Origin of the sequence: Acinetobacter sp. YH01003, assembly GCF_013420525.1 — a bacterium.
Classification (GTDB): Bacteria; Pseudomonadota; Gammaproteobacteria; order Pseudomonadales; family Moraxellaceae; genus Acinetobacter; species Acinetobacter towneri.
The window spans coordinates 60621-81149 of sequence record NZ_VOXY01000010.1 but is presented as its reverse complement, the minus strand read 5'-3'; the positions used below and the strand labels follow the sequence as shown (position 1 = coordinate 81149).

Genomic DNA, 20529 nt, shown 5'->3' with positions numbered 1-20529 from the left:
ATCCATTTAAAAATTTTGTTGTATGGTCATCACTTGATCACCACGTTTTATTTCTAATTTCACTTGACCTTCACGACGTGCCTGTTCAAGCAATTGTGCATCGCTTTGTCCTTGCCCGACGTTTTGCCCATTTAAAGACAAAATACGGTCACCTGGCTGTAAACCCAGTTTATTTCTTAAAGCGGCTGGCGTACGTGTAGTCACTTCATAACCATTGCCCGTATTTGCTTCAACACCCATCTCTTTTAAGTATTGTTCGCGATCTTCCTGTATGCGCTGTACTGCCTGTCCAATGGCATTATTCGGTTGTGCGGACTGCGTAGGTGCAGTTACAGGAGCTTGATTACCACTTGGAATTAAAGGTGCGATAGGTTGATTTAAACCATTTTCAATACCTTTAAACAATACTTCACGCGTCGCGCCACTGCTATGACGTAAAATCACCCGATCCCAGTAGACTTCTGCCAATTGGTACTGACTCAAATCAATCACATCACCCACACGGTAACGCTCTGCCACCTCATTCACTTTAATGACCGCAGAAGAAAACTGACTCGGCTGCCCAACCACTACACCTTGCAAAGTCATATTTAATTGATCATCGGCAGTGTTGCTGCGCCCAAGTTCTTGAAACAATGCAAAGGAGGTAATATTCGGGATTTGTGGTTGCTGTGAACCCAACTCCACCCGATCAATTTGCATGACTTGGGGCGGCGCAACAACCCACCAAAATAAACTCGCCAGTTTCCAACACAGATACAAAATCAAAAAAGCTAAAAATACTGGCGCAGCACGATCAAACTGCTTCCAGTGCAAACTCCCTAATCGTTCAGAGAGTGTACGCATTAGAAACCTCCTTTTAATAGAGGTTGGCGAGTGCTGATCACATAGGTATCTAAGCCCGCTTTGCCTTCATAAGAGGCGATATTCATCAATAAGCGTTGCGTGAGTTGCACATCTAGCATCAAGCTTTGATCAAGCGCAATATTCAGCATTTTTTGTTCACGTTGATCGCGAATATCAAATAACAGTTTGCCATTTTCATCGGACAAACTGCCTTTTAACGCAGGGATATTCATACGGTCTTGGCGCTGAGCAAAACGATACAGCAATTCGCCACCCGCCCACTGCAGTTGTCCTTTGGCTTTGGTGAAGCCTTGCTGTTTTTTAAAATTCAAATGAATGTCTTTGAGTTGAATCGCATTACTTGGCCACTGCCAATCCACAATACTTTTTAAGGTTTCTGGCGCAACTTGCCCATCTAAAGATTGCACCAAGACGCTACCAAAACGATAGCCAACAATGCCTTCGAGTTTAGTATTGCCACTATGCACTTCAACATCGGCAGCGACACGCAATAAAACTAAATCTAAAGGACGTGTATTCCAACTTAAAGAACCACGTAACTGTCCCTTATGCCAATCGGCTTGCCCCTTCCAGATATTGCCACTCACATTATGTAAGGTCTGATTATTTTTATAAAATTTTGAAATTAACCACGCTGCTGGAATTTGTAATAACACAAAAAACAAAAATGCAATGAGGACGAAAATCCACCACGTGATGTATTTGGGTTTCTTTATCATGCCACCACGACCAACCTTACTAATTTTTCTATGAATGACTTTTTATAACACTCACACATTATGCACACTTTTTCGGCGTCGCCAATTGATACAGATAAAAAAACCAAGCCGTATTGCTTGGTTTTTGAACTCTAAGTCAAATCAATGACAAATTGATGAAGCTTAGATTAGAAAATCTTCAAGTTTTGCGCCTTTTTCTAATTCAGCGACTAACCAGCGTGGTTTTTTACCACGACCAGTCCAAGTATCTGTAGGATTTGTTTTGCTACGATAACGTGGCGCTACTGTTTTACGCGGGCTTTTCTTACGCTTGCTTTCGCCAACTTCCAAAATCTGCTCAATGCTTAAACCCAAATTGTCTGCAATCGCTAAAATTTGATTATAGGCATCTTCAATTGCTTGATCTTTTTTCGTGGCAATTAATGCTTCCGCTTCAGCTTGTAAACGCTTTAACTGTTCTACAGACAAATTGCTAATATCAGGCATCATACTTACTCCAAAAACTATGCTTTTTATATTCAGTTATTAAATTAAGCAGATTCATTCTATTTTTATCAAACCGAAGCGTCAATAAAAAATCTACTACTCTACATATAAATAACAGTCGGACATATTATGAACTGATTATTAAGATTTAATCAAGAATATGCTGTACGGTTTTTTCTATTTTATGAATACCCGCGCGTACATTTTCAGGGATTAAGGTTTTTTGCATATTGACGCGATCTACACATACAATCACCGCATCTGCCTCTGCCACCACCATTTGCTGTGCTTCACTGTAAATTAAATAATGCATACGCATGGCACTATTACGCAATTCTTCTACCCGAACACCAATTTTTAAAATATCAGGATAAACCACGGGGCGTATATATTTGCACTGATTTGAGGCAATCACCGTCAAAACATCTTGCTGTAAAATTTTTAAATGGTCTAAATAATATAAACGCGCACTTTCAATATAACGGTAATAGATCACATTATTGACATGCCCAAAAGCATCCATATCTCCCCATGCAACACGCTGCTCAAAAACAATTGGATAATCTGCTAGTGTTAACACAACTCACCCTTAAATTTTAATTTCGACAAAATTAGAATTATTTTCAAAGATTAAATTTAACTGTTTTAATAATTCAGGCTGATCTTTTAAATTAGATTTAACTCTTAAATAACTCATTAATACGTGTTCAGGATATAAATCCAGTAATTGCTCGGCTTCTGAATAACGCGCTGTTGCTGTAAAAATATGCCATTTGGCAAAACTAAATACAGGTAATGCAGGGTATTTCTGTTCCCACAGATTTATTTGCTTTTCAATTTTGGCATAATCAGGTTGTTGTTTTAACAACTGCTGTTGGAACCATAAATAAAACACTTCCTGATTAAACTGTTCACTCAACATCTGTACCGCAAGACGTTCATGTTGTGCGGCCAAATCAGGCAGACGCGACAATAACTTCAACCACAACACCTGAATGGCATAAGACTGACTGAAAATCTGCTCACTTAAATCACTATAACGCTGCTGCAAAGCCTGTAAATTTTCTGCACCAGCCTGCTCAAATTGGGTTAATAACTCAGTCAGCCACTTTTGCTTGGTGTCTGCATCTAAATGCCCGTATTTGGTCGAACGTAAATAATGCCAAGGATATTGCGTGGCAAATTCGCCCCACAAGGCAATTAAACGTTTTTGATAAGCCGTTTTGACTTTAAATAACCACGGCGATAATTCGTGCTGATTCAAAAACTCTAAATGCGTCAAAGCTTGTTCAGGTTGTTGCTGCGCTAAATAAATTTCAATACGCTGTATTTCTGCCAACTCAAACGCCATGGCACTGCTTTGATTTAAGGCAGCCAACGCTTGCGGATATTGCTGTTGGATGGAGTGCATACGTGCTTCCATCACTCCTTTGAGCAAACCTGACTGGGCAAACACCTGTCGAATAAACTGGTGTTGATCTTCTGCAGCATCCAACAACCAAATGACCGCCAATTGCTCATATGGATGCAGATTTTTAAAGTTAAATACTGTTTCAACCTTACGCTGTTCACGGCTAAAATAGCGCTTTAACAACAACCATAAAATTTGTAGCGAAACACTAATCGACAAGAAAAAGAACAACAACAACCAAATATTGGTTTGCAATTGCCATTCGCGCCAATACACATAAACATAGCCTGAACCATGCCCATAACTCAGTACGCTCAGCAAAGCGACCAGTACAATACTGACCACCACATAGGCGAGTAAAATCTGTTTCATTTATACCGCCCCCAATAAAGCACGTGTTTTTAAACTTGGCGTTGGAACGATATTTAAATTTTTAATTTTTTCTAATTGCTGAACCAATTGCTGTGCTTTCTGATCAGGCAATTGTTGTAATAACTGAATAATGTCATTCACTTCTTGTTGATATTGCACATATTGACCTTGTATAAAGATTTGTCGAGCCAGCAATAGACGCAATTGTGCTTCTTTTAAAATAATCTGGCGCTGCATCAACTGTGTCGCAGGTTGCTTGGCAGATTCAATACTCAGCCATTTTTGCCAAAAATAACGATCATCGACATCGGCAGGGTTCAGCTCAGGTTGTTGAGCTTGCTGTTTTAATTGTTGATCTAATTGCTGCAATAACTGACTTACTTGTTGATATTGCGCATCACGTGTTGTTATAAATTGTTGAATTTGTTTCTGATCTTGCTGAACAACTTGGTGCAAACTTTGTTTCAAAGCAGGAGCTAAAGCATATTCGTTTAACTCACGGTCTAAATGAGCTAGCTTTTCAGTCGCATAGTGAAACTGTTGTTGTTGTAAGGAAAATTCCACCAAGTCCAATTGCTGCGCCACCATATCTACTGGTTGAATCGCATCTTCTTGCTGCACAGCGCTGGATACTGCGGACTGTTCTGGCGCATCTTGGGTATAATTACGGCGCTGCAAAGCCACCAACTGATCATTTAAATTGGCATTGGTTTTTTCTGCAAGATGCAAACTTTGACTGAGTTGCTGTTGTTGCGCTGAAATTTGCATCACATCAAAACTTAATTTGACGATCCAGACCAAAGCGATCAACACCACTATCACAACCAGTTTTTTCATAGTTTTCCTTGCATGCGCATCATTTGCTGCAATATTAATTCTGTTTTTAAATGGGTCAACTTGAATACGTTATATTTTGTATGATGCTGCGTTTGATAATCGAGCAAAATTTTCTCTAAACGATCACCCAATACCCAATAATGACCTTTGTTCAGTAGATCGAAATCCCGCTGAATTAAGCTCAGCCAGTTTAACCAACTGGCTTCACTGCTGATCATCATGATAAATTCTGAAGATTGTATTAAACGTGCGCGTACTGCCTGCATTTTTTCAATAGAACTGGCAGGACACTCCCGCCGATACAATACAAAATTATGGATCTGCATCCCCTGATCAAGCAGTGTTTGCATCATAAATTGCCGTCCGCCCTCGCCACGCCAAAAGGCAATGTGTGTGCCGACTTTCAAATTTTGCAAACACGGCAAACTCAGCATCCCTTCGGAAGTTTCAACCTGCGGGACTTCGCTGTAAAGACCATATCCACGTAAAACTTCTGCTGTTTTCTCACCCACAGCCACCCAACGTATATGCTGCAAATCCTGCAATGATATTTGGCTTCGGGCTAAATATTGCATCCCAATATCGACAGCAGTCGGACTAACCACCACAATAATATGCGTGTGAGGCAACTGGGCATATAAATTAGCCAGTTGCTCCGACCACGGCTGTGCAGAAAGCTGCAACAAGGGCAAATCAATGACCTCAATATGCTGTTGTTGCAAAGCCTGAGTTAAGGCCTCTGCACGATCTTGAGGTCGGGTATTAATGAAGAGCATGGGCTTCTGGTGCAATATGAATTATTGATACAGGGCTTTGAGTAATTCGCCCGCACCCTGTGCCAATAAAGCTTTTGCCAATTCTTCACCTAGCATTTCAGCCTGTTCAGGTGCGCCAAATTGCACAGCTTTAAGAATGGTTTGCCCATCGACACTACCAACACGACCTTCAATCTGCAACTGACCATTCTGCAAAGTTGCGTAGCCTGCAATTGGCACCTGACAACCGCCTTCCAAGTAGGCATTAAAAGCACGTTCGGCACGTACACAGACATTGGTTTCGGCATGCATTAACGGCAAAATTAAATCCAACACCGCCTGATCTTGGCTACGACATTCCAGACCCAAAGCCCCTTGCCCAACGGCAGGTAAGCTCACATCAGGCTGAATGGTATGACGAATACGCTCTGCCAAGCCCAAACGCTTTAATCCTGCACTGGCTAAAATAATCGCGTCATACTGACCATCATCTAGCTTAGACAAGCGCGTACCCACATTGCCACGTAAATCAATAATCTCTAAATCTGGACGTGCTTTTAAAATTTGGCATTTACGGCGCAAGCTTGAGGTTCCAACTTTAGCGCCCTGTGGTAAATCTGCAAAACTGGCATAGTGATTCGACACAAAGGCATCGAGTGGGTCTTCACGCTCACAAATGACCGCCAAGCTCAAACCTTCAGGCAATGCCATGGGTACATCTTTCATAGAGTGTACGGCTAAATCGGCACGACCATCCATTAAGGCGGCTTCTAATTCTTTGACAAATAAGCCCTTCCCCCCAATTTTTGCCAATGGGGTATCTAAAATTTTATCGCCCTGCGTGACAAAGGTCACCAACTCAACAGTTAAATCGGCATGCATCGCCTCTAAGCGGGCACGAATGTGTTCAGCCTGCCATAACGCAAGCGGGCTTTGTCGAGTTGCAATTTTCAGGGTTTTCATCATAGTGGCTAAGCAAGATAAATAAGTTCATCTAAACTTAACCTGATCCCCTAAAAATGCAAGTCTATTTCTTTACCGATTTATCAATCTGTTGCGTATTCATCTGCGATGAGGCTGACAAATTAGAGTTTTTGGATGCGTTCTCGCAATAAAGGCAAATGTCGTCGGCTAACAGCCAAACGCTCATCTAGCTCACGGCAACGTACCTGATACTGTCCTGAATTGACCACTTCTAGCCCCTCCAAAAACTGAATCGAGACCAAGGCATTTCGGTGAATCCGAATAAACTGATCACCAAACTCGGTTTCTAAATCTTTCAGCGTTTCATCAATCAGGACACTGCCATTTTTATGACGCACAGTGACATATTTCTGATCAGCTAAAAAATAGTAGATATTTTCTATTGGCACCAATTCTACACCGCGATAGGTTTTCGCCGCGATTTGGTGACGTTTTATTTTTAATTCGTCCATATTTTCTTTTTGTTTTAAATGACTCATCTGCGCTTGCGTGAGTTTTGTTAAATGATCTAAAACCTGTTGCAATTCCTGTTGCATTATCGGTTTTAACAAATAGCCTTCCGCATTGGATTTAAACGCATCAAGTGCGTGTTCATCATAAGCGGTACAAAACACAATGGCTGGCATAGGATCAAGCTCACGCAAATGTTGAGCACAACTTAGACCATCCATTCCCGGCATTTGAATATCTAATAATATGACATCCGGCTGATGTTCATCCGCCAGTTCAATCGCCTGTTGCCCATGAGCTGCCGTTGCCACCACATGATGCCCCAGTTGAGTGACCAAACGTGATAATCGCTCTCTAGCTAGAGGCTCATCATCACAAATTAGGATGTCCATTTTTCCTCCTTTTTAAGTCAATAACTTTATTTTTATCAAGTCTAGAAAAATCAGAGCAATCACAGCTTATTTTATTTATAACGGTATTGCAGCACCGTGGTGTACATACCATTCCCCGCATAATTTTTGAAAGTAACACTGCGCCCATAATACGCTTTTAAGCGCTGTTCCACGTTTTGCAGTGCAATCCCATGTCCAGATCTTAAATTTATTTTATCGCTGACATACGGATTTGTAATGACAATATTGACTTGGTTTTGCAATATTTCGATCAATATACTTATCGTACTCTTTGCTAAAACTTTTTCAACTCCATGAAAAATACTATTTTCTAGCAAGGGTTGTAAAGTTAATAACGGAATTTGTACCTGACTGAGCAGTTGCGGTTGTTCAATTTTCCATTCTACCGCCAACCGATCACCCAAACGAATTTGTTCAATCTCTAAATATCGCTGGCAAAGTTCAATCTCATCTTTCAGGCTCACCAGTTTTAATTCCTGCAAACTGGCACGGAATAAACGTGATAAATTCAGCAGCATCTGCTCGGCTTTATCGGGATCAATTGCAATTAGACTGATCACATTATTTAAGCTGTTAAACAAAAAGTGTGGATGAATACGGGCCTGCATAGCATGCACCCGCGCTTGCAATTCGCTATGCCGCTGCTGAATAGCTTGTTCTCGGACATAGATATAACGAAAACAAAACGCACCCAAAATCACACCATAACTCAAATGCAGTCCAATCCCATGCATGAGTTCAGCCAGACTAAACTGCTGTAAATGAAAATTTTGCCCAAAATGCAATAAGGTATTTAAACTGAGTGTCGTGACCAATACGATGGTTTGCAGCAAGATAAAACTCACCATAAACGATAGCGCCAAGCCCATGCGTAAAAAACGTGCCTGAAAAAATTCAACCAAAGCCGCAAAACACAATACCACCCAGTTGATATACAAAATATATTGCAGCACCCGAGTAAAACTTAAACCTTGCCAGCCCTGTGCTTCAGCCAAAGCCAAGACCATTGCCAAAGCATTACTGCCAATAAATAGTTCAATTAGATATTGCCAACGCCCTATTTTCGTAAAAAAATACACATAATTTTGTTCTGCCTGCGTATCAGCATAAGTTTGATTGGCTTGTTCTTCGGCAAGTGAATCTGAATTTGTTATACTCTTGTCCAAATCACCGCTTTTTACTTTATTGAGCCGATATGACCACATCTTCTAATTCCTCAAATCCGTCACAAGCCCAAACTTCGGGTATGTGGGGCGGTCGTTTCTCTGAAGCGACTGATGCTTTTGTTGCTGAATTTACAGCATCTGTTCAATTTGACCAACGCTTTTATAAACAAGATATTGCTGGCTCAATTGCACATGCAACGATGCTTGCCAAAGTAGGCGTACTTACGACTGAAGAGCGTGACGATATTATTCAAGGTTTAAATACCATTCAGGCTGAAATTGAAGCAGGTCAATTTGAATGGCGTATTGACCTTGAAGATGTCCACATGAACATCGAATCGCGCCTTACTCAGCGTATTGGCATTACAGGTAAAAAATTACACACTGGTCGTAGCCGTAACGACCAAGTGGCAACCGATATTCGTTTGTATGTCCGTGACGAAATTGATGCCATTTTAGAATTATTAAAAAAATTACAACACGGCATTTTGAGCTTGGCAGCCAAAAACACGCATACCATTATGCCTGGTTTTACCCATTTGCAAACCGCACAGCCTGTGACTTTTGGTCATCACCTTATGGCATGGTTCGAAATGTTGGTACGTGACTCTGAGCGTTTAATTGACTGCCGCAAACGTGTTAATCGTATGCCTTTGGGTTCTGCTGCTTTGGCAGGTACCACTTACCCAATTGACCGTGCTTTTACCGCAGAATTGTTGGGCTTTGAAGCTGTATCTGAAAACTCGTTAGATGCTGTATCAGACCGTGATTTCGGGATTGAGTTTAACGCTGCTGCATCTTTAATTATGATGCACTTGTCGCGTATGTCTGAAGAACTGATTTTATGGACATCGGCACAGTTCAAATTTGTGAATATTCCAGACCGTTTCTGCACTGGCTCATCCATTATGCCGCAGAAGAAAAACCCAGACGTACCAGAATTGGTGCGCGGTAAAACAGGTCGTGTTTATGGCGATTTAATGAGTCTGTTGACCCTGATGAAAGGTCAACCGCTTGCCTACAACAAAGACAACCAAGAAGACAAAGAACCTTTGTTTGATGCCATTGATACCGTGCGCGGCTCGCTCATGGCATTTGCCGATATGATTCCTGCTTTAGTACCAAACATTGCAGAAATGCGTGAAGCTGCATTACGTGGTTTCTCTACGGCAACTGACCTTGCAGATTACTTAGTAAAAAATGGCGTGGCATTCCGCGATGCACATGAAATTGTAGGTAAAGCCGTAGCATTGGGCGTACAAGAAGGCAAAGACTTGTCTGAACTTAGCCTAGAACAATTACAGCAATTCTCAGATTTAATTCAAGCTGATGTATTTGAAAAAGCACTGACCCTTGAAGCCTCTGTAAATGCACGTGATCATATTGGCGGTACAGCGCCTGCACAAGTTGCAGCGGCAATTGAACGTGCTCAAACACGTCTTGCTCAACTTTATGCATAATCAGGAAGTGAGAGATGTCTAAACAAGTATTTTGTCGTAAATATCAAACCGACATGGAAGCGATGGATTTCGCTCCTTTTCCGGGTGCCAAAGGTCAAGAATTACTTGAAACGGTATCTAAACAGGCTTGGCAGGAATGGCTCAAACACCAAACTACGCTCATTAATGAAAAGCGTTTAAATGTGTTTGAACCTGAAGCGAAAAAGTTTTTGGAAGAACAACGTGAGAAGTTTCTCAACAATGATGCCAGTTTGGAAGTCGCAGAAGGCTTAAAACCTCAAAACTAATCCAAGTACTGTTTTTTCATTTTGGAAAATTCAAACCTTGTTTATTTTACAATTAAAAGAGTCTTTATGAAGGCTCTTTTTTTATGCCATTTGTGATTATGAGTTGCCGCAACAATGTTTTAAATAAATGAAAATAGATTCAAAAAATTAAGCTAATTTCCTATTTTTATTTCTCGATTGAAGCGTATATTTTATAGTCACAACAAAACACTTAACAATAGATTAATTATTGATTTCAAAAAGAATAGTTTTAAAAATAATCACACTAAAAATAATGTAATTTAAAAATACATTTGTATATAAAACGCTACATTCCACTACAATAAACCACATGATTCTTGAGTGTGATTTTCCTATACTTATTTTCAAGGAGATAAGCAATTATCTCTCACTATAATAAATATCCCCGATTTCAATCTCAGATTTCCCCCAAAGTCTGAGATTTTTTTTATCCAAAATTCAGGTTATTTCAAAATCTTAAAGATCAGCAAAAATCAAAAAGACTCATTCAAGCCATAAAAAAAAGCCCCATCATTAGATGAGGCTGAATATTCAAAAAAAAGCTGAACTTAGCGTTCCTGTACTTTTTCTTCAATTTCTTTGACGCTGGTATGACGTACGTCAAAACCTTTGACCATATAAATCACTTGTTCTGAAATATTTCGTGCGTGGTCACCAATACGCTCTAATGAACGTAACACCCACATTACATTAATCACACGTGAAATATGACGCGGATCTTCAATCATATACGTCATTAGAGTACGTGTTGCAGATTGATATTCACGGTCAATATCGGCATCGGCAAGTAAAACACGCAGTGCTTGATCGACATCTAAACGTGCAAAAGCATCCAGTGCATCGTGAATCATGACACGCACTTGGTTACCAATATGACGTGTTTCCATATAGCCGCGTGGCGAACCACCTTCTTCACATAAGTTTTGGGCAATACGGGCAATTTTTGCAGCTTCATCACCAATACGCTCTAAGTCAGTATTGGCTTTAGACATGGCAATCACCATACGCAAATCAATTGCGGCTGGATGACGACGCGCCAAAATCAACGTTAAGGCTTCATCAATTTCGGTTTCCATGCGATTGACAACATTGTCTTGGAACTGAACTTCTACCGCCAAGGCTGCATCGGTATCCAAGAGTGCGTGAATCGAGTTGGCAACCTGCTGCTCTACCAAACCACCCATGGCCATAAATTTGGTATTTACATCCTGCAAATCTTCATTGAACTGAGAAGAAATATGGTGACTTAACACAGGATTATTCGTACTCAAGGAATACACTCCACAACAAAAGGATAGACTGACGCAATGATTGAATATTAAAGCACAGCAATGATGACGTTTTTATGACATTTTCTCACCAAACTCTCAAGTCTGATCGTTTCTGTCTTTAAACAGCATAAGCCATTCAGATGACAAAATGACTTGGGTCTGTTGACATTTCGTCTATGTTTGCGGCAACGCATATTTTTTAGCTGATATAAGGCATGGGACAGGAAATTTAGTCATTCTAAATGACTGACTCATAAAGCAATAGTAGCAAAAATATGCTCGCCCCCTTGCGCAGCAAACAAAGCAACGCTTTGTTCTTGCTCATGTGGCTAAAACTTTCTCAGATTGCGTTATGAAACTTGGCAATAGTCTCGCTATTCCCTGCGTTTCATGCCTGATCTGCTCAGTTTTAGCCTACAGCGCAAGCCATTTATGAAATGTCAACAGACCCTATATGGCTTTCCGAATCAACCAAGCATTCATTTCCTGCACATCTTGTTCAGTCAATTGCCCAACGGCTGCTTTCAACTGTAACACATGCTTCAAATAGTCATACTGTGCATTGAGATAATCCTGCTTGGCAGAAAAGGCGTTACGCTGTGCCAACAGTACATCCACCATGGTTTTTAAACCTTCCTGATATTGCGCTTTGGATGCTCGTGCCACTAAATCTGCTGAATTCATTGCAGCCTGTCGCGCCTGCAATTTGGCTTGATCAGTTTCGACTTGTAAATATGCCTGTTTCACATCGGTATTGGCTTTACGGATTGCTGCATCTAGCTCGGCTTCAGATTTCTGTACCAAAACCACTGCTTTTTGCACATTTTTATTGACCCGCCCACCGCTAAACACATTCCAGTTCATTTCAATCCCGACCTGGTCGAACTGACCATCGGGCGACATGATACTTTCAGGGCTTTGTTTGGCATAACCATAACTGCCTACAGCTTCTACCTGCGGATAACGTGCTGCTTGTTCAACCCGACGTGCATCTTCGGCATATTGTCGCTGCAAACGTGCCTGTTGAATAGCCAAATTTTGAGTTTGTGCCAATTGCGACCATGCCTCTAAACTTTCAGGCACAGGTTTTTGAAATTGAAAGTCATCTCGCAAAACTGCCAAACTTTCTTGATATGGCCCAATCAATTGTGCCAACTGCTCTTGTGCCAAAACCAACTGCACATGTGTTCCAATCCTGTTCGCTCGTGCATTTTGATATTGCGCATTGGCTTCACTGACTTCACTTTTAGCCACCAAACCTTCACGCAGTTTGGCATTCATCATATTGAGCTGTTCCAACAAAGCTTTTTCTTCTTGTAAATATGCTGTTGTTAAAGACTGCTGTCTCAGCACATTAAAATACGCTTCTGATACATTCAAAATATGTTGCTGTTGTTGTAAACGTAAGGTGACTTCACTCAGGCTTAACGAGGTTTTGACTTGTTTCAGGGCTTGCCAAGCATCCCAACGAAATAAAGGCTGACGTGCTGTTAACGCGACTTGACGTGAAGTTGAAGATGAACTGCTTAAAAGCTCTGGCGAGGAACTGGCAATATTGACTCGACTCATTTCCTGACTTTTACGGGTGATATTGCCCGACAGAGTCACAGTTGGCAGTAAATTGCCTTGCGCAAGCCCTAAATTTAATTGATCGGCCTGATATTGTAATTGCTGTGCGCGCCAAGTCGGATCGCTATTTTGAGCACGCTGATAGGCTTGCATTAAATCCAAAGCAAAAGCACTTGAACTCATCCAACATAAGCATGTCACTAACATCATTTTTTTCATTATTTTTCGATCAACCCACTCTGTAATTTCGCCAATCCTACTGCAATGTATTTTACACTGCCCATACTAAAGCGAATTTGCATTTTTTTCGTATGACTTTCATTAATTTTGATAATTTTTCATATTATTTCAATTCATTGCAATACTTAAGCAAAGCCATACACGTGCTAACAATCACTGCATAAAGTGGCACTTACTCACAGGCATGTAACCAAACTCTAGCAGAATACTACAATTTACTCCGCGGCTTTGACTTTACAATGCAAGCTCTCCCTTTGTCCTTCGACCCAAGCTTCTAAAACCGTGTGTCTCACAGCGGATATTTTAAATTTAGAATTTTGGTATGAATGACTCATTTTGAATTTTTGGAATCCATAGTGCCTAAATGAAGGCACTAGATGATGAATGAATACTCATGTTGAATTGCTGTAATGGTTAAATTTCTTCGCACCAGTAAACTTGCCCTACTGCTTGGCAGTTGTCTGTGTTTGCTCGCCTGCCAAAATTCAGATACGCCTCCCGTAGCTGAACCACCAAAGGTACAGGCCAGTGCCAGCGAACCTGTAGATTTGACCCAAATGTGTGAAAACATTCAGCACAATATGCAGCAAATTGACAATACCCGCACCACGTTTGCGCTAGAACAAATTAATCAGGATTTAAAAGTTTGCCTACCGTTGCTACCTTTAAATGAGCAATTAAATTTACTCAATCTTTCGACCCAAATGTATCAACGCTTTTTGCATGTAGAACGCAGCGCTGCAGAACAAGCCGCTTTTGATCAACATGCTTTTGATATGGCGCAGCATCCGACCATTCAGCAAAGTCATTTTGAAAACTTTGCCTTGCGTGATCAATATTTATTGAAACATAAGGGACAAGCCTATTTAGAGCTATACGATGCAGGTGAAGCACAGTTGGTTTATCGTCGTAGCCCACAATACTTAGCCATTATTTTTGCGCCTTACATGCCCGATGCCGAGCAGATTTTTATTGAAAGAATGGCCAATGACAATATGCAGCACAGCTTGCGTGATGGTGGACTCACCCTTGATGCTGCCGATTTGGCAGAACGCGCCTTATTTTGGGAAGATTACGTGCAGCGTTATCCTAAAAGTCACTTTATACGGGATGCACGTTATCTAGCCGAAGTGTATGCCTTGCTGCTGTTTAAAGGCACAGTCAACAGTCCTGTTTCTCAGGATTATGTCGATGAATACAGTATCCAACCTGCCGTATTATTTGAAATTAAAAAACTGGCAAAGTTGCAAAAATCTCCCTTAGCACAGCAAGCGCGTAAATTCCTTGCCTTTTTACACATGAGCAGTGAACAACGACTCACTGAAATTGCAGCACAGCCCACTGCACGTGAACAGCGTGAATATGGCGATGATGCTTTAGTACATGCACAGTTGCATCAATATTTAAATTTAAAGAACATCTCCATCCATGCAAAACGCGATTGTTTTAGTGATGCCGTTTGTATTACTCGCTAATTATCCAAAGTCGCTTAAAGCTCAAATACTTGTCATTAGGCATCAAAGAATAAAAGCCGCGCGAAGCCTGCTTTTATACCAACAACGTGCTACTATTTATACAGCTTGACGGAGCGCGAGTAATTCCTCGCTGAGATTGTGTCCATGCTGAGTTTGTAGCCTAAAATCTGCAAACCAAGCTGTAAACCCAAGTACCGTTGAACCTGATCAGGTTAAAACCTGCGTAGGAATCAAGCCACCTAAAAACCCAGCCACACGGTTAATGTTGAACTATTAAAGTCTCAACAACTCAATTGCAATGTTTTTGGTCGTGCTTGATTCGTTGATTTCATTCTTCAGGATCATTGCAATGAACCAATTAACGAATCTATCCCCTGCTGACATTTCTGCTCAACACGAGCAAGATGCCAAAGATTTAACCCGCATTTTGCCAGCATCGAAAAAAGTCTATATTCAAGGCTCACGCCCAGACATTCAGGTGCCAATGCGTGAAATCGAACTGACCGACACCCCAACAGGCTTAGGCGGTGAGCACAATCCGCCGCTCATGGTGTATGACACTTCTGGTGTGTATACCGATCCAAATGTAGAAATTGATCTGAATAAAGGCTTGCCGAACATCCGCGACAGTTGGATTGAAGAGCGCCAAGACACCGAAAAACTAGAAACCCTCAGCTCGGCATTTGGTCAAGAGCGTTTACGCGATATTCGCACTGCAGAGATTCGTTTTGCCCATATTCAAAAGCCACGTCGTGCCAAAGTTGGTAAAAACGTCACCCAAATGCACTATGCCAAACAAGGCATCATCACCCCTGAAATGGAATATATCGCCATTCGTGAAAACCAACGCCAACGCGAAGGTGTCGATATGCGTCAGCATTCGGGGCAAAACTTTGGAGCTAAAAATCTAACTGAAATCACGCCTGAATTTGTACGTCAGGAAGTGGCTGAAGGTCGTGCAATTATTCCTGCCAACATTAACCACCCAGAATGTGAGCCAATGATTATTGGTCGCAACTTCTTGGTCAAAATCAATGCCAATATTGGTAACTCGGCACTAGGTTCAAGTATTGATGAAGAAGTCGCGAAAATGACTTGGGCGACCCGTTGGGGCGCAGATACCATCATGGATTTATCGACAGGTAAAAACATCCATGAAACCCGTGAATGGATTATCCGCAACTCGCCTGTGCCAATTGGTACTGTACCTATTTATCAGGCACTAGAAAAAGTAAACGGCATTGCCGAAGACCTCACTTGGGAAATCTTTAAAGACACGCTGATTGAACAGGCTGAACAAGGTGTGGATTACTTCACCATTCACGCAGGCGTGTTATTGCGTTATGTACCACTCACGGCCAATCGCTTAACAGGTATTGTATCGCGTGGCGGTTCAATCATGGCGCAATGGTGTTTGGCGCATCATGAAGAAAACTTCCTTTACACACACTTTGATGAAATCTGCGAAATCATGAAAGCTTACGATGTATCGTTCAGCTTAGGTGATGGTTTACGTCCGGGTTGTATTCAAGATGCCAACGATGAAGCACAATTCAGCGAACTGCGAACTTTGGGTGAATTGACTCACCGCGCTTGGGAACATGATGTGCAAGTGATGATTGAAGGCCCGGGGCACGTACCAATGCACATGGTCAAAGAAAATATGGACTTGCAACTTGAAGTCTGTAAAGAAGCACCATTCTATACACTCGGCCCATTAACCACGGATATTGCACCAGGTTATGACCATATTACTTCTGCAATTGGTGCAGCGATGATTGGTTGGTACGGTACTGCAATGTTGTGCTATGTGACACCTAAAGAGCACTTAGGCTTACCGAACAAAAAAGACGTCAAAGACGGCATCATCACCTATAAAATTGCAGCACATGCGGCTGACCTTGCCAAAGGACATCCGGGCGCGCAAGCACGTGACAATGCCTTATCTAAAGCACGTTTTGAATTCCGCTGGGAAGATCAGTTTAACCTGAGCCTTGACCCAGATACCGCACGCAGCATGCATGATGAAACCATGCCAAAAGAAGCGCATAAATCTGCACACTTCTGTTCAATGTGCGGACCAAAGTTCTGTTCGATGAAAATCACGCAAAACGTGAGAGATTATGCACAAAATCAAAATGCTGCGAACAAAACGGAGCAAGTAGATGCAGAGGTCGAATCAGGTCTCAAAGCCATGAAAACCGCTTATCAGGAACATGGTCAAAAATTATACCATAAGCTCTAATTTGTTTAAAAAGCGTTTGTATTCAATAAAATCTCAGTTAGGATGAAATTATGCTTTGCTCATCCTGATGAGAATTTATGAAGATTATTCAACAAGCAACTTATGGACAACACGATGCACAGATTCACCAACGTGAATACCTGTATCGTGGTTTTATTCAGGTTGAAAAAGTCAGCCTGAGCCATCGCTTGTTTAATCAAACTACATATACCCCAGTCCTTCAGCGTGAACTCATTCAACGCCCTGAAGCGGCTGGGGTACTCATTTATGATGCACCACAACAAAAATTTGCCCTGATTGAACAATTCCGTATTGGTGCAATTGATGATTGCGACTCGCCTTGGCAACTCGAAGTGATTGCAGGCGTGCTAGATGGCAATGAATCACCTGAAAGTTGCATTCGTCGTGAAGCTTTGGAAGAATCGGGCTGTGAATTAAAAGAATTACAACATTTATTCAGTTTTTATCCATCTGCGGGTGCATGCGCAGAATTGTTCCACTTATATAGTGCGAGCACCACGTTACCACAGGAAGGTGGCGTGTTTGGTATGCCAGATGAAGGAGAGAATATTCAATTACACATTCTTGATTATCAGGAAATTCCAAACTTGCTGACCAATGGTCGGCTAAAAAACGCACCTGTCATCATGGCATTGCAATGGTTACAACAACAAATTAAAACCGTGAAGGATGTCTAAGGGGTCAGGCATGACTTTATTCTCAAACAATCACCAGCAACGCTGGACAATTGTACAAATTTCAGATACGCACCTCATGAATCAGGAAGATTTAGAGTTTGTGCACATGAATCCTGAACGCAGCTTTCACGCGGTAATGCACGATATTCAACAGCAATATCCGCAGCTCGATGCTATTTTCCATACAGGCGATTTAGCACAAATCCCTGTTGCTGAAACCTATCAGCGTTATTTGCAGTTTATGCAGACTTTGAATACGCCGCATTTCCAGATTCCGGGCAATCATGATGATGCCGCGGTTTTTCCATTCCATTTACAGTCCAATCAAGTTCATGCAATTGAGTTGGGCAATTGGAGTGTCATTTTACTGAATACTGCGGTTAAAGGTCGGATTGATGGCTGGATGGACGCAGCACAATTACAGCAGTTAGATCAGCTTTTACAGCAACATGCGCAGCAGCAGGTGATTATTGCCTGTCATCACCATCCTTTTGATATGCAATCGCACTGGATAGATCAGCACAAACTTAAAAATACCGAAGCCTTAATTGATGTATTGGCACGCCACAACAATGTCAAATTGGTGCTGTGTGGGCATGTGCATCAAGACTCATTAAATGAATGGCAAGGGATTCAATTTTACTCGACCCCATCGACCTGCGTGCAATTTAAACCACATAGCCAGCACTTTGCGCTTGGGCCTGAGGCACCGGGTTACCGTGTGTTACATTTGAATGCAGATGGCAGTTTTAGCACCCAAGTGCATCGGGTTGAGCATGTCACACAACAAATAAATTTTGAAATTTCAGGTTATTAACTTTCCATTTTATTTTTTTTGCTTTACTTTATGCCTTCAACGAAAAAATGCGATAACACATCCAAACATCAAAGACTATCCATAATCAAAAAAAGTCTATATGATGACGTCCCCCGAAGAGAGAATTCTTTCTGAGGGAGTGGATAAAAACACTTGCATATCACCATATTTTTCGCGTATGAATCTTACGCATATGATGAGGAATGCCCTACATGGCGAATGACAACCAAAATCAAGTCTTGGACGAACAAACAGATCTTGTAGAAGAAAAAGCTACAAAACGCGTGCGTAAGGCAAAGCCAAAGGCTTTAGAGGGTGGTTCTACAGCTAGCTTATTTGGTATTGCACCTTATCAGCCGAAAAAGAATGAAGAATACATGTCTGAAGGACAACTCGAACATTTCCGTCAAATTTTAATGGCGTGGAAAGAAGAGTTAATGTCAGAAGTAGATCGTACACTCAACACCATGCAAGACGAAAATACCGCTTTGCCTGATGTGAATGACCGCGCGACACAAGAAGAAGAATTTGCGATTGAATTACGTACCCGTGACCGTGAACGTAAATTGATTCGTAAAATTGAACAATCCATTGAAGCGATTAAAAACGATGACTATGGTTTCTGTGAAACTTGTGGTATCGAAATTGGTCTGCGTCGTTTAGAAGCACGCCCAACGGCAACGTTATGTATTGACTGCAAAACTTTGGCAGAGATCAAAGAGAAGCAAAATAACGGTTAATTGTGACTGTTGAAAATTCTTTAGCGGAGCATGCTCCCCATGCGCAGCAGCGAGATCATATTTCGCTGACGCGCTACTCAGGTCGGTTTGCGCCATCGCCAACCGGCCCTTTGCATTTTGGCTCTCTCATTACTGCCGTTGCCAGTTATTGCGATGCCAAAGCCCAGCACGGCACTTGGCTGGTACGTATTGAAGATACTGACATCCCACGCATTTACCCTGGCAGTGAAAATCATATCTTGCGTTGTATTGATGCCTTTCAATTTGAGCCGGATGCCGAAATTATTTTCCAGAAAGATCGCCTCGATCTCTATGCAGCCGTGTTGCAACAATTGCAGCAACGCGACTTGGTCTATGCCTGTCAATGCACCCGCAAAATGCTTGGCTCCAATCATATTTATGCAGGGACTTGCCGCAATTTAGGTTTAAATTTTGCCAATCAAGCGATTCGAGTCAAAGTCACAGACCAAGAGATTTGCTTTCAAGACCGCCTGCAAGACAAACAATGTTCCAACCTTGCGCAGGACTTGGGCGATTTTGTCCTAAAACGGCGTGATGGCATTATCAATTATCAACTGGCAGTGGTGGTGGATGATTATTTGCAAGGCATTACCCATGTGGTTCGCGGCGCAGATTTACTCGACAACACCGCACGGCAAATCTATTTGGGGCAACTGTTAGGCTACCCTAAACTCAGCTACACGCACCTGCCTTTAGCCATGAATGCACAAGGGCAAAAACTGTCTAAACAGAACTTGGCACAAGCTTTAGATTTAGCCCAAGCACCGAAGCTGCTACAAGCCGCTTTAACTGCCTTAAATCAAGCCACTGTCGAATTAGACACCCCTGCACGCATGCTTACTCAAGCCATTCAGCAATGGGATCTTTCACGTATTCCTGCAGGCACAGCTTTACACGGCTATTATTTATAAAATTTAAAATTCAGTTATGCTCAAATTGAAATGGATCATTTGAGGTTGTGTCATGTTTTTTATTTTTGGTGTTGGACCGAAAACCAAAGTGGTCGAGAAAAGTCAATTTAGCTGCCCCGTTTGCCGCACTCGCAGTAGCTATGAACTCAGACAGCAACGACAATATTTTTCCTTATTTTTTATTCCCTTGTTTCCTATGTCTAAACAAAAAAATACTACAGTCAAGTGTTTACATTGTGGAACTGAAATGCCAAGCATGGTGCTAAACCATGCTCAGCCGAATTCTGCTAAAGAGATGAATCTAGAAGCTTAAG

General features: G+C 41.7%; 21 protein-coding genes and 1 riboswitch. Of the genes, 9 read left to right on the top strand and 12 right to left on the bottom strand.

All coding sequences use genetic code 11. The features are described from left to right. Positions 1 to 6: 6 nt before the first annotated feature. From FTT70_RS09705 to FTT70_RS09660, 10 genes are all read right to left on the bottom strand, one after another. On the bottom strand, positions 7 to 846 hold the full coding sequence (locus tag FTT70_RS09705) for a type II secretion system protein N (RefSeq protein ID WP_180168573.1): 840 nt from the start codon (positions 844 to 846) through the stop codon (positions 7 to 9). Beyond that, complete coding sequence (gene gspN / locus FTT70_RS09700) at positions 846 to 1586, bottom strand: type II secretion system protein N (RefSeq protein ID WP_180168572.1); 741 nt, start codon at positions 1584 to 1586, stop codon at positions 846 to 848. Before gspN ends, FTT70_RS09705 begins: the two co-directional genes overlap by 1 nt. A gap of 162 nt (positions 1587 to 1748) precedes the next feature. Next, positions 1749 to 2075, bottom strand: coding sequence for an H-NS family nucleoid-associated regulatory protein (locus FTT70_RS09695; protein ID WP_070155499.1), 327 nt, complete (start codon positions 2073 to 2075; stop codon positions 1749 to 1751). Between the two features lie 145 nt (positions 2076 to 2220). Continuing rightward, positions 2221 to 2652: a thioesterase family protein gene (locus tag FTT70_RS09690; protein ID WP_180168571.1), complete on the bottom strand. Its 432-nt coding sequence runs from the start codon at positions 2650 to 2652 to the stop codon at positions 2221 to 2223. A 9-nt stretch (positions 2653 to 2661) separates the two neighbouring features. Continuing rightward, complete coding sequence (locus FTT70_RS09685; RefSeq protein ID WP_180168570.1) at positions 2662 to 3855, bottom strand: heme biosynthesis protein HemY; 1194 nt, start codon at positions 3853 to 3855, stop codon at positions 2662 to 2664. After that, positions 3856 to 4692, bottom strand: a complete 837-nt coding sequence (locus FTT70_RS09680) for a hypothetical protein (protein ID WP_004975747.1) — start codon at positions 4690 to 4692, stop codon at positions 3856 to 3858. It lies immediately after the preceding gene. Then, positions 4689 to 5468 (bottom strand): uroporphyrinogen-III synthase, encoded by a 780-nt coding sequence (locus FTT70_RS09675; protein ID WP_004975746.1) that lies wholly within the window; start codon positions 5466 to 5468, stop codon positions 4689 to 4691. Before FTT70_RS09675 ends, FTT70_RS09680 begins: the two co-directional genes overlap by 4 nt. 21 nt (positions 5469 to 5489) lie before the next feature. Then, positions 5490 to 6410, bottom strand: coding sequence for a hydroxymethylbilane synthase (gene hemC / locus FTT70_RS09670; protein WP_096901970.1), 921 nt, complete (start codon positions 6408 to 6410; stop codon positions 5490 to 5492). Positions 6411 to 6532: 122 nt separating this feature from the next. After that, entirely contained in the window at positions 6533 to 7273 is a 741-nt protein-coding gene (locus FTT70_RS09665; RefSeq protein WP_104852924.1) for a LytTR family DNA-binding domain-containing protein, read from the bottom strand. A 71-nt stretch (positions 7274 to 7344) separates the two neighbouring features. Beyond that, positions 7345 to 8499, bottom strand: a complete 1155-nt coding sequence (locus FTT70_RS09660; protein WP_131260983.1) for a sensor histidine kinase — start codon at positions 8497 to 8499, stop codon at positions 7345 to 7347. Here FTT70_RS09660 and argH point away from each other — a divergent pair. Beyond that, on the top strand, positions 8490 to 9920 hold the full coding sequence (gene argH, locus FTT70_RS09655; protein ID WP_171458207.1) for an argininosuccinate lyase: 1431 nt from the start codon (positions 8490 to 8492) through the stop codon (positions 9918 to 9920). The two genes, FTT70_RS09660 and argH, sit on opposite strands and share 10 nt — an antisense overlap. 14 nt (positions 9921 to 9934) lie before the next feature. Next, positions 9935 to 10207 (top strand): oxidative damage protection protein, encoded by a 273-nt coding sequence (locus tag FTT70_RS09650; RefSeq protein ID WP_004975738.1) that lies wholly within the window; start codon positions 9935 to 9937, stop codon positions 10205 to 10207. A 569-nt stretch (positions 10208 to 10776) separates the two neighbouring features. Here FTT70_RS09650 and phoU read toward each other — a convergent pair. Continuing rightward, complete coding sequence (gene phoU, locus FTT70_RS09645) at positions 10777 to 11499, bottom strand: phosphate signaling complex protein PhoU (protein WP_004975736.1); 723 nt, start codon at positions 11497 to 11499, stop codon at positions 10777 to 10779. Positions 11500 to 11949: 450 nt separating this feature from the next. After that, positions 11950 to 13287 (bottom strand): TolC family outer membrane protein, encoded by a 1338-nt coding sequence (locus FTT70_RS09640; RefSeq protein WP_104852922.1) that lies wholly within the window; start codon positions 13285 to 13287, stop codon positions 11950 to 11952. A 431-nt stretch (positions 13288 to 13718) separates the two neighbouring features. Here FTT70_RS09640 and FTT70_RS09635 point away from each other — a divergent pair, with 431 nt between their 5' ends. The 7 genes from FTT70_RS09635 (at position 13719) to FTT70_RS09605 (ending at position 20528) form a co-directional block, all read left to right on the top strand. Next, positions 13719 to 14783: a hypothetical protein gene (locus tag FTT70_RS09635; protein ID WP_131260985.1), complete on the top strand. Its 1065-nt coding sequence runs from the start codon at positions 13719 to 13721 to the stop codon at positions 14781 to 14783. A gap of 99 nt (positions 14784 to 14882) precedes the next feature. Next, a riboswitch (TPP riboswitch) is annotated at positions 14883 to 15030 on the top strand. Between the two features lie 102 nt (positions 15031 to 15132). Then, complete coding sequence (thiC, locus tag FTT70_RS09630; protein WP_180112343.1) at positions 15133 to 17028, top strand: phosphomethylpyrimidine synthase ThiC; 1896 nt, start codon at positions 15133 to 15135, stop codon at positions 17026 to 17028. 77 nt (positions 17029 to 17105) lie between these two features. After that, complete coding sequence (locus tag FTT70_RS09625; protein WP_004975729.1) at positions 17106 to 17726, top strand: NUDIX domain-containing protein; 621 nt, start codon at positions 17106 to 17108, stop codon at positions 17724 to 17726. Positions 17727 to 17736: 10 nt separating this feature from the next. Then, positions 17737 to 18543 carry a 3',5'-cyclic-AMP phosphodiesterase gene (gene cpdA, locus FTT70_RS09620; RefSeq protein ID WP_004975727.1) on the top strand — a complete coding sequence of 269 codons (807 nt, stop codon included), beginning with the start codon at positions 17737 to 17739 and terminating at the stop codon, positions 18541 to 18543. A gap of 212 nt (positions 18544 to 18755) precedes the next feature. Beyond that, positions 18756 to 19283, top strand: coding sequence for an RNA polymerase-binding protein DksA (gene dksA, locus FTT70_RS09615; protein WP_004975725.1), 528 nt, complete (start codon positions 18756 to 18758; stop codon positions 19281 to 19283). A 2-nt stretch (positions 19284 to 19285) separates the two neighbouring features. After that, positions 19286 to 20215: a tRNA glutamyl-Q(34) synthetase GluQRS gene (gluQRS, locus tag FTT70_RS09610; protein ID WP_180168569.1), complete on the top strand. Its 930-nt coding sequence runs from the start codon at positions 19286 to 19288 to the stop codon at positions 20213 to 20215. Positions 20216 to 20267: 52 nt separating this feature from the next. Beyond that, positions 20268 to 20528, top strand: coding sequence for a zinc-ribbon domain-containing protein (locus tag FTT70_RS09605; RefSeq protein ID WP_180168568.1), 261 nt, complete (start codon positions 20268 to 20270; stop codon positions 20526 to 20528). Position 20529 lies beyond the last annotated feature (1 nt).

Coding starts and splice junctions, on each gene's coding strand:
- FTT70_RS09680 (WP_004975747.1), bottom strand. CDS start 4,692: ATGAAAAAACTGGTTGTGATAGTGGTGTTGATCGCTTTGGTCTGGATC.
- FTT70_RS09625 (WP_004975729.1), top strand. CDS start 17,106: ATGAAGATTATTCAACAAGCAACTTATGGACAACACGATGCACAGATT.
- FTT70_RS09605 (WP_180168568.1), top strand. CDS start 20,268: ATGTTTTTTATTTTTGGTGTTGGACCGAAAACCAAAGTGGTCGAGAAA.
- FTT70_RS09705 (WP_180168573.1), bottom strand. CDS start 846: ATGCGTACACTCTCTGAACGATTAGGGAGTTTGCACTGGAAGCAGTTT.
- argH (WP_171458207.1), top strand. CDS start 8,490: ATGACCACATCTTCTAATTCCTCAAATCCGTCACAAGCCCAAACTTCG.
- FTT70_RS09685 (WP_180168570.1), bottom strand. CDS start 3,855: ATGAAACAGATTTTACTCGCCTATGTGGTGGTCAGTATTGTACTGGTC.
- cpdA (WP_004975727.1), top strand. CDS start 17,737: ATGACTTTATTCTCAAACAATCACCAGCAACGCTGGACAATTGTACAA.
- dksA (WP_004975725.1), top strand. CDS start 18,756: ATGGCGAATGACAACCAAAATCAAGTCTTGGACGAACAAACAGATCTT.
- FTT70_RS09640 (WP_104852922.1), bottom strand. CDS start 13,287: ATGAAAAAAATGATGTTAGTGACATGCTTATGTTGGATGAGTTCAAGT.
- FTT70_RS09660 (WP_131260983.1), bottom strand. CDS start 8,499: ATGTGGTCATATCGGCTCAATAAAGTAAAAAGCGGTGATTTGGACAAG.
- hemC (WP_096901970.1), bottom strand. CDS start 6,410: ATGAAAACCCTGAAAATTGCAACTCGACAAAGCCCGCTTGCGTTATGG.
- gspN (WP_180168572.1), bottom strand. CDS start 1,586: ATGATAAAGAAACCCAAATACATCACGTGGTGGATTTTCGTCCTCATT.
- thiC (WP_180112343.1), top strand. CDS start 15,133: ATGAACCAATTAACGAATCTATCCCCTGCTGACATTTCTGCTCAACAC.
- FTT70_RS09635 (WP_131260985.1), top strand. CDS start 13,719: ATGGTTAAATTTCTTCGCACCAGTAAACTTGCCCTACTGCTTGGCAGT.
- FTT70_RS09675 (WP_004975746.1), bottom strand. CDS start 5,468: ATGCTCTTCATTAATACCCGACCTCAAGATCGTGCAGAGGCCTTAACT.
- FTT70_RS09695 (WP_070155499.1), bottom strand. CDS start 2,075: ATGATGCCTGATATTAGCAATTTGTCTGTAGAACAGTTAAAGCGTTTA.
- FTT70_RS09650 (WP_004975738.1), top strand. CDS start 9,935: ATGTCTAAACAAGTATTTTGTCGTAAATATCAAACCGACATGGAAGCG.
- FTT70_RS09665 (WP_104852924.1), bottom strand. CDS start 7,273: ATGGACATCCTAATTTGTGATGATGAGCCTCTAGCTAGAGAGCGATTA.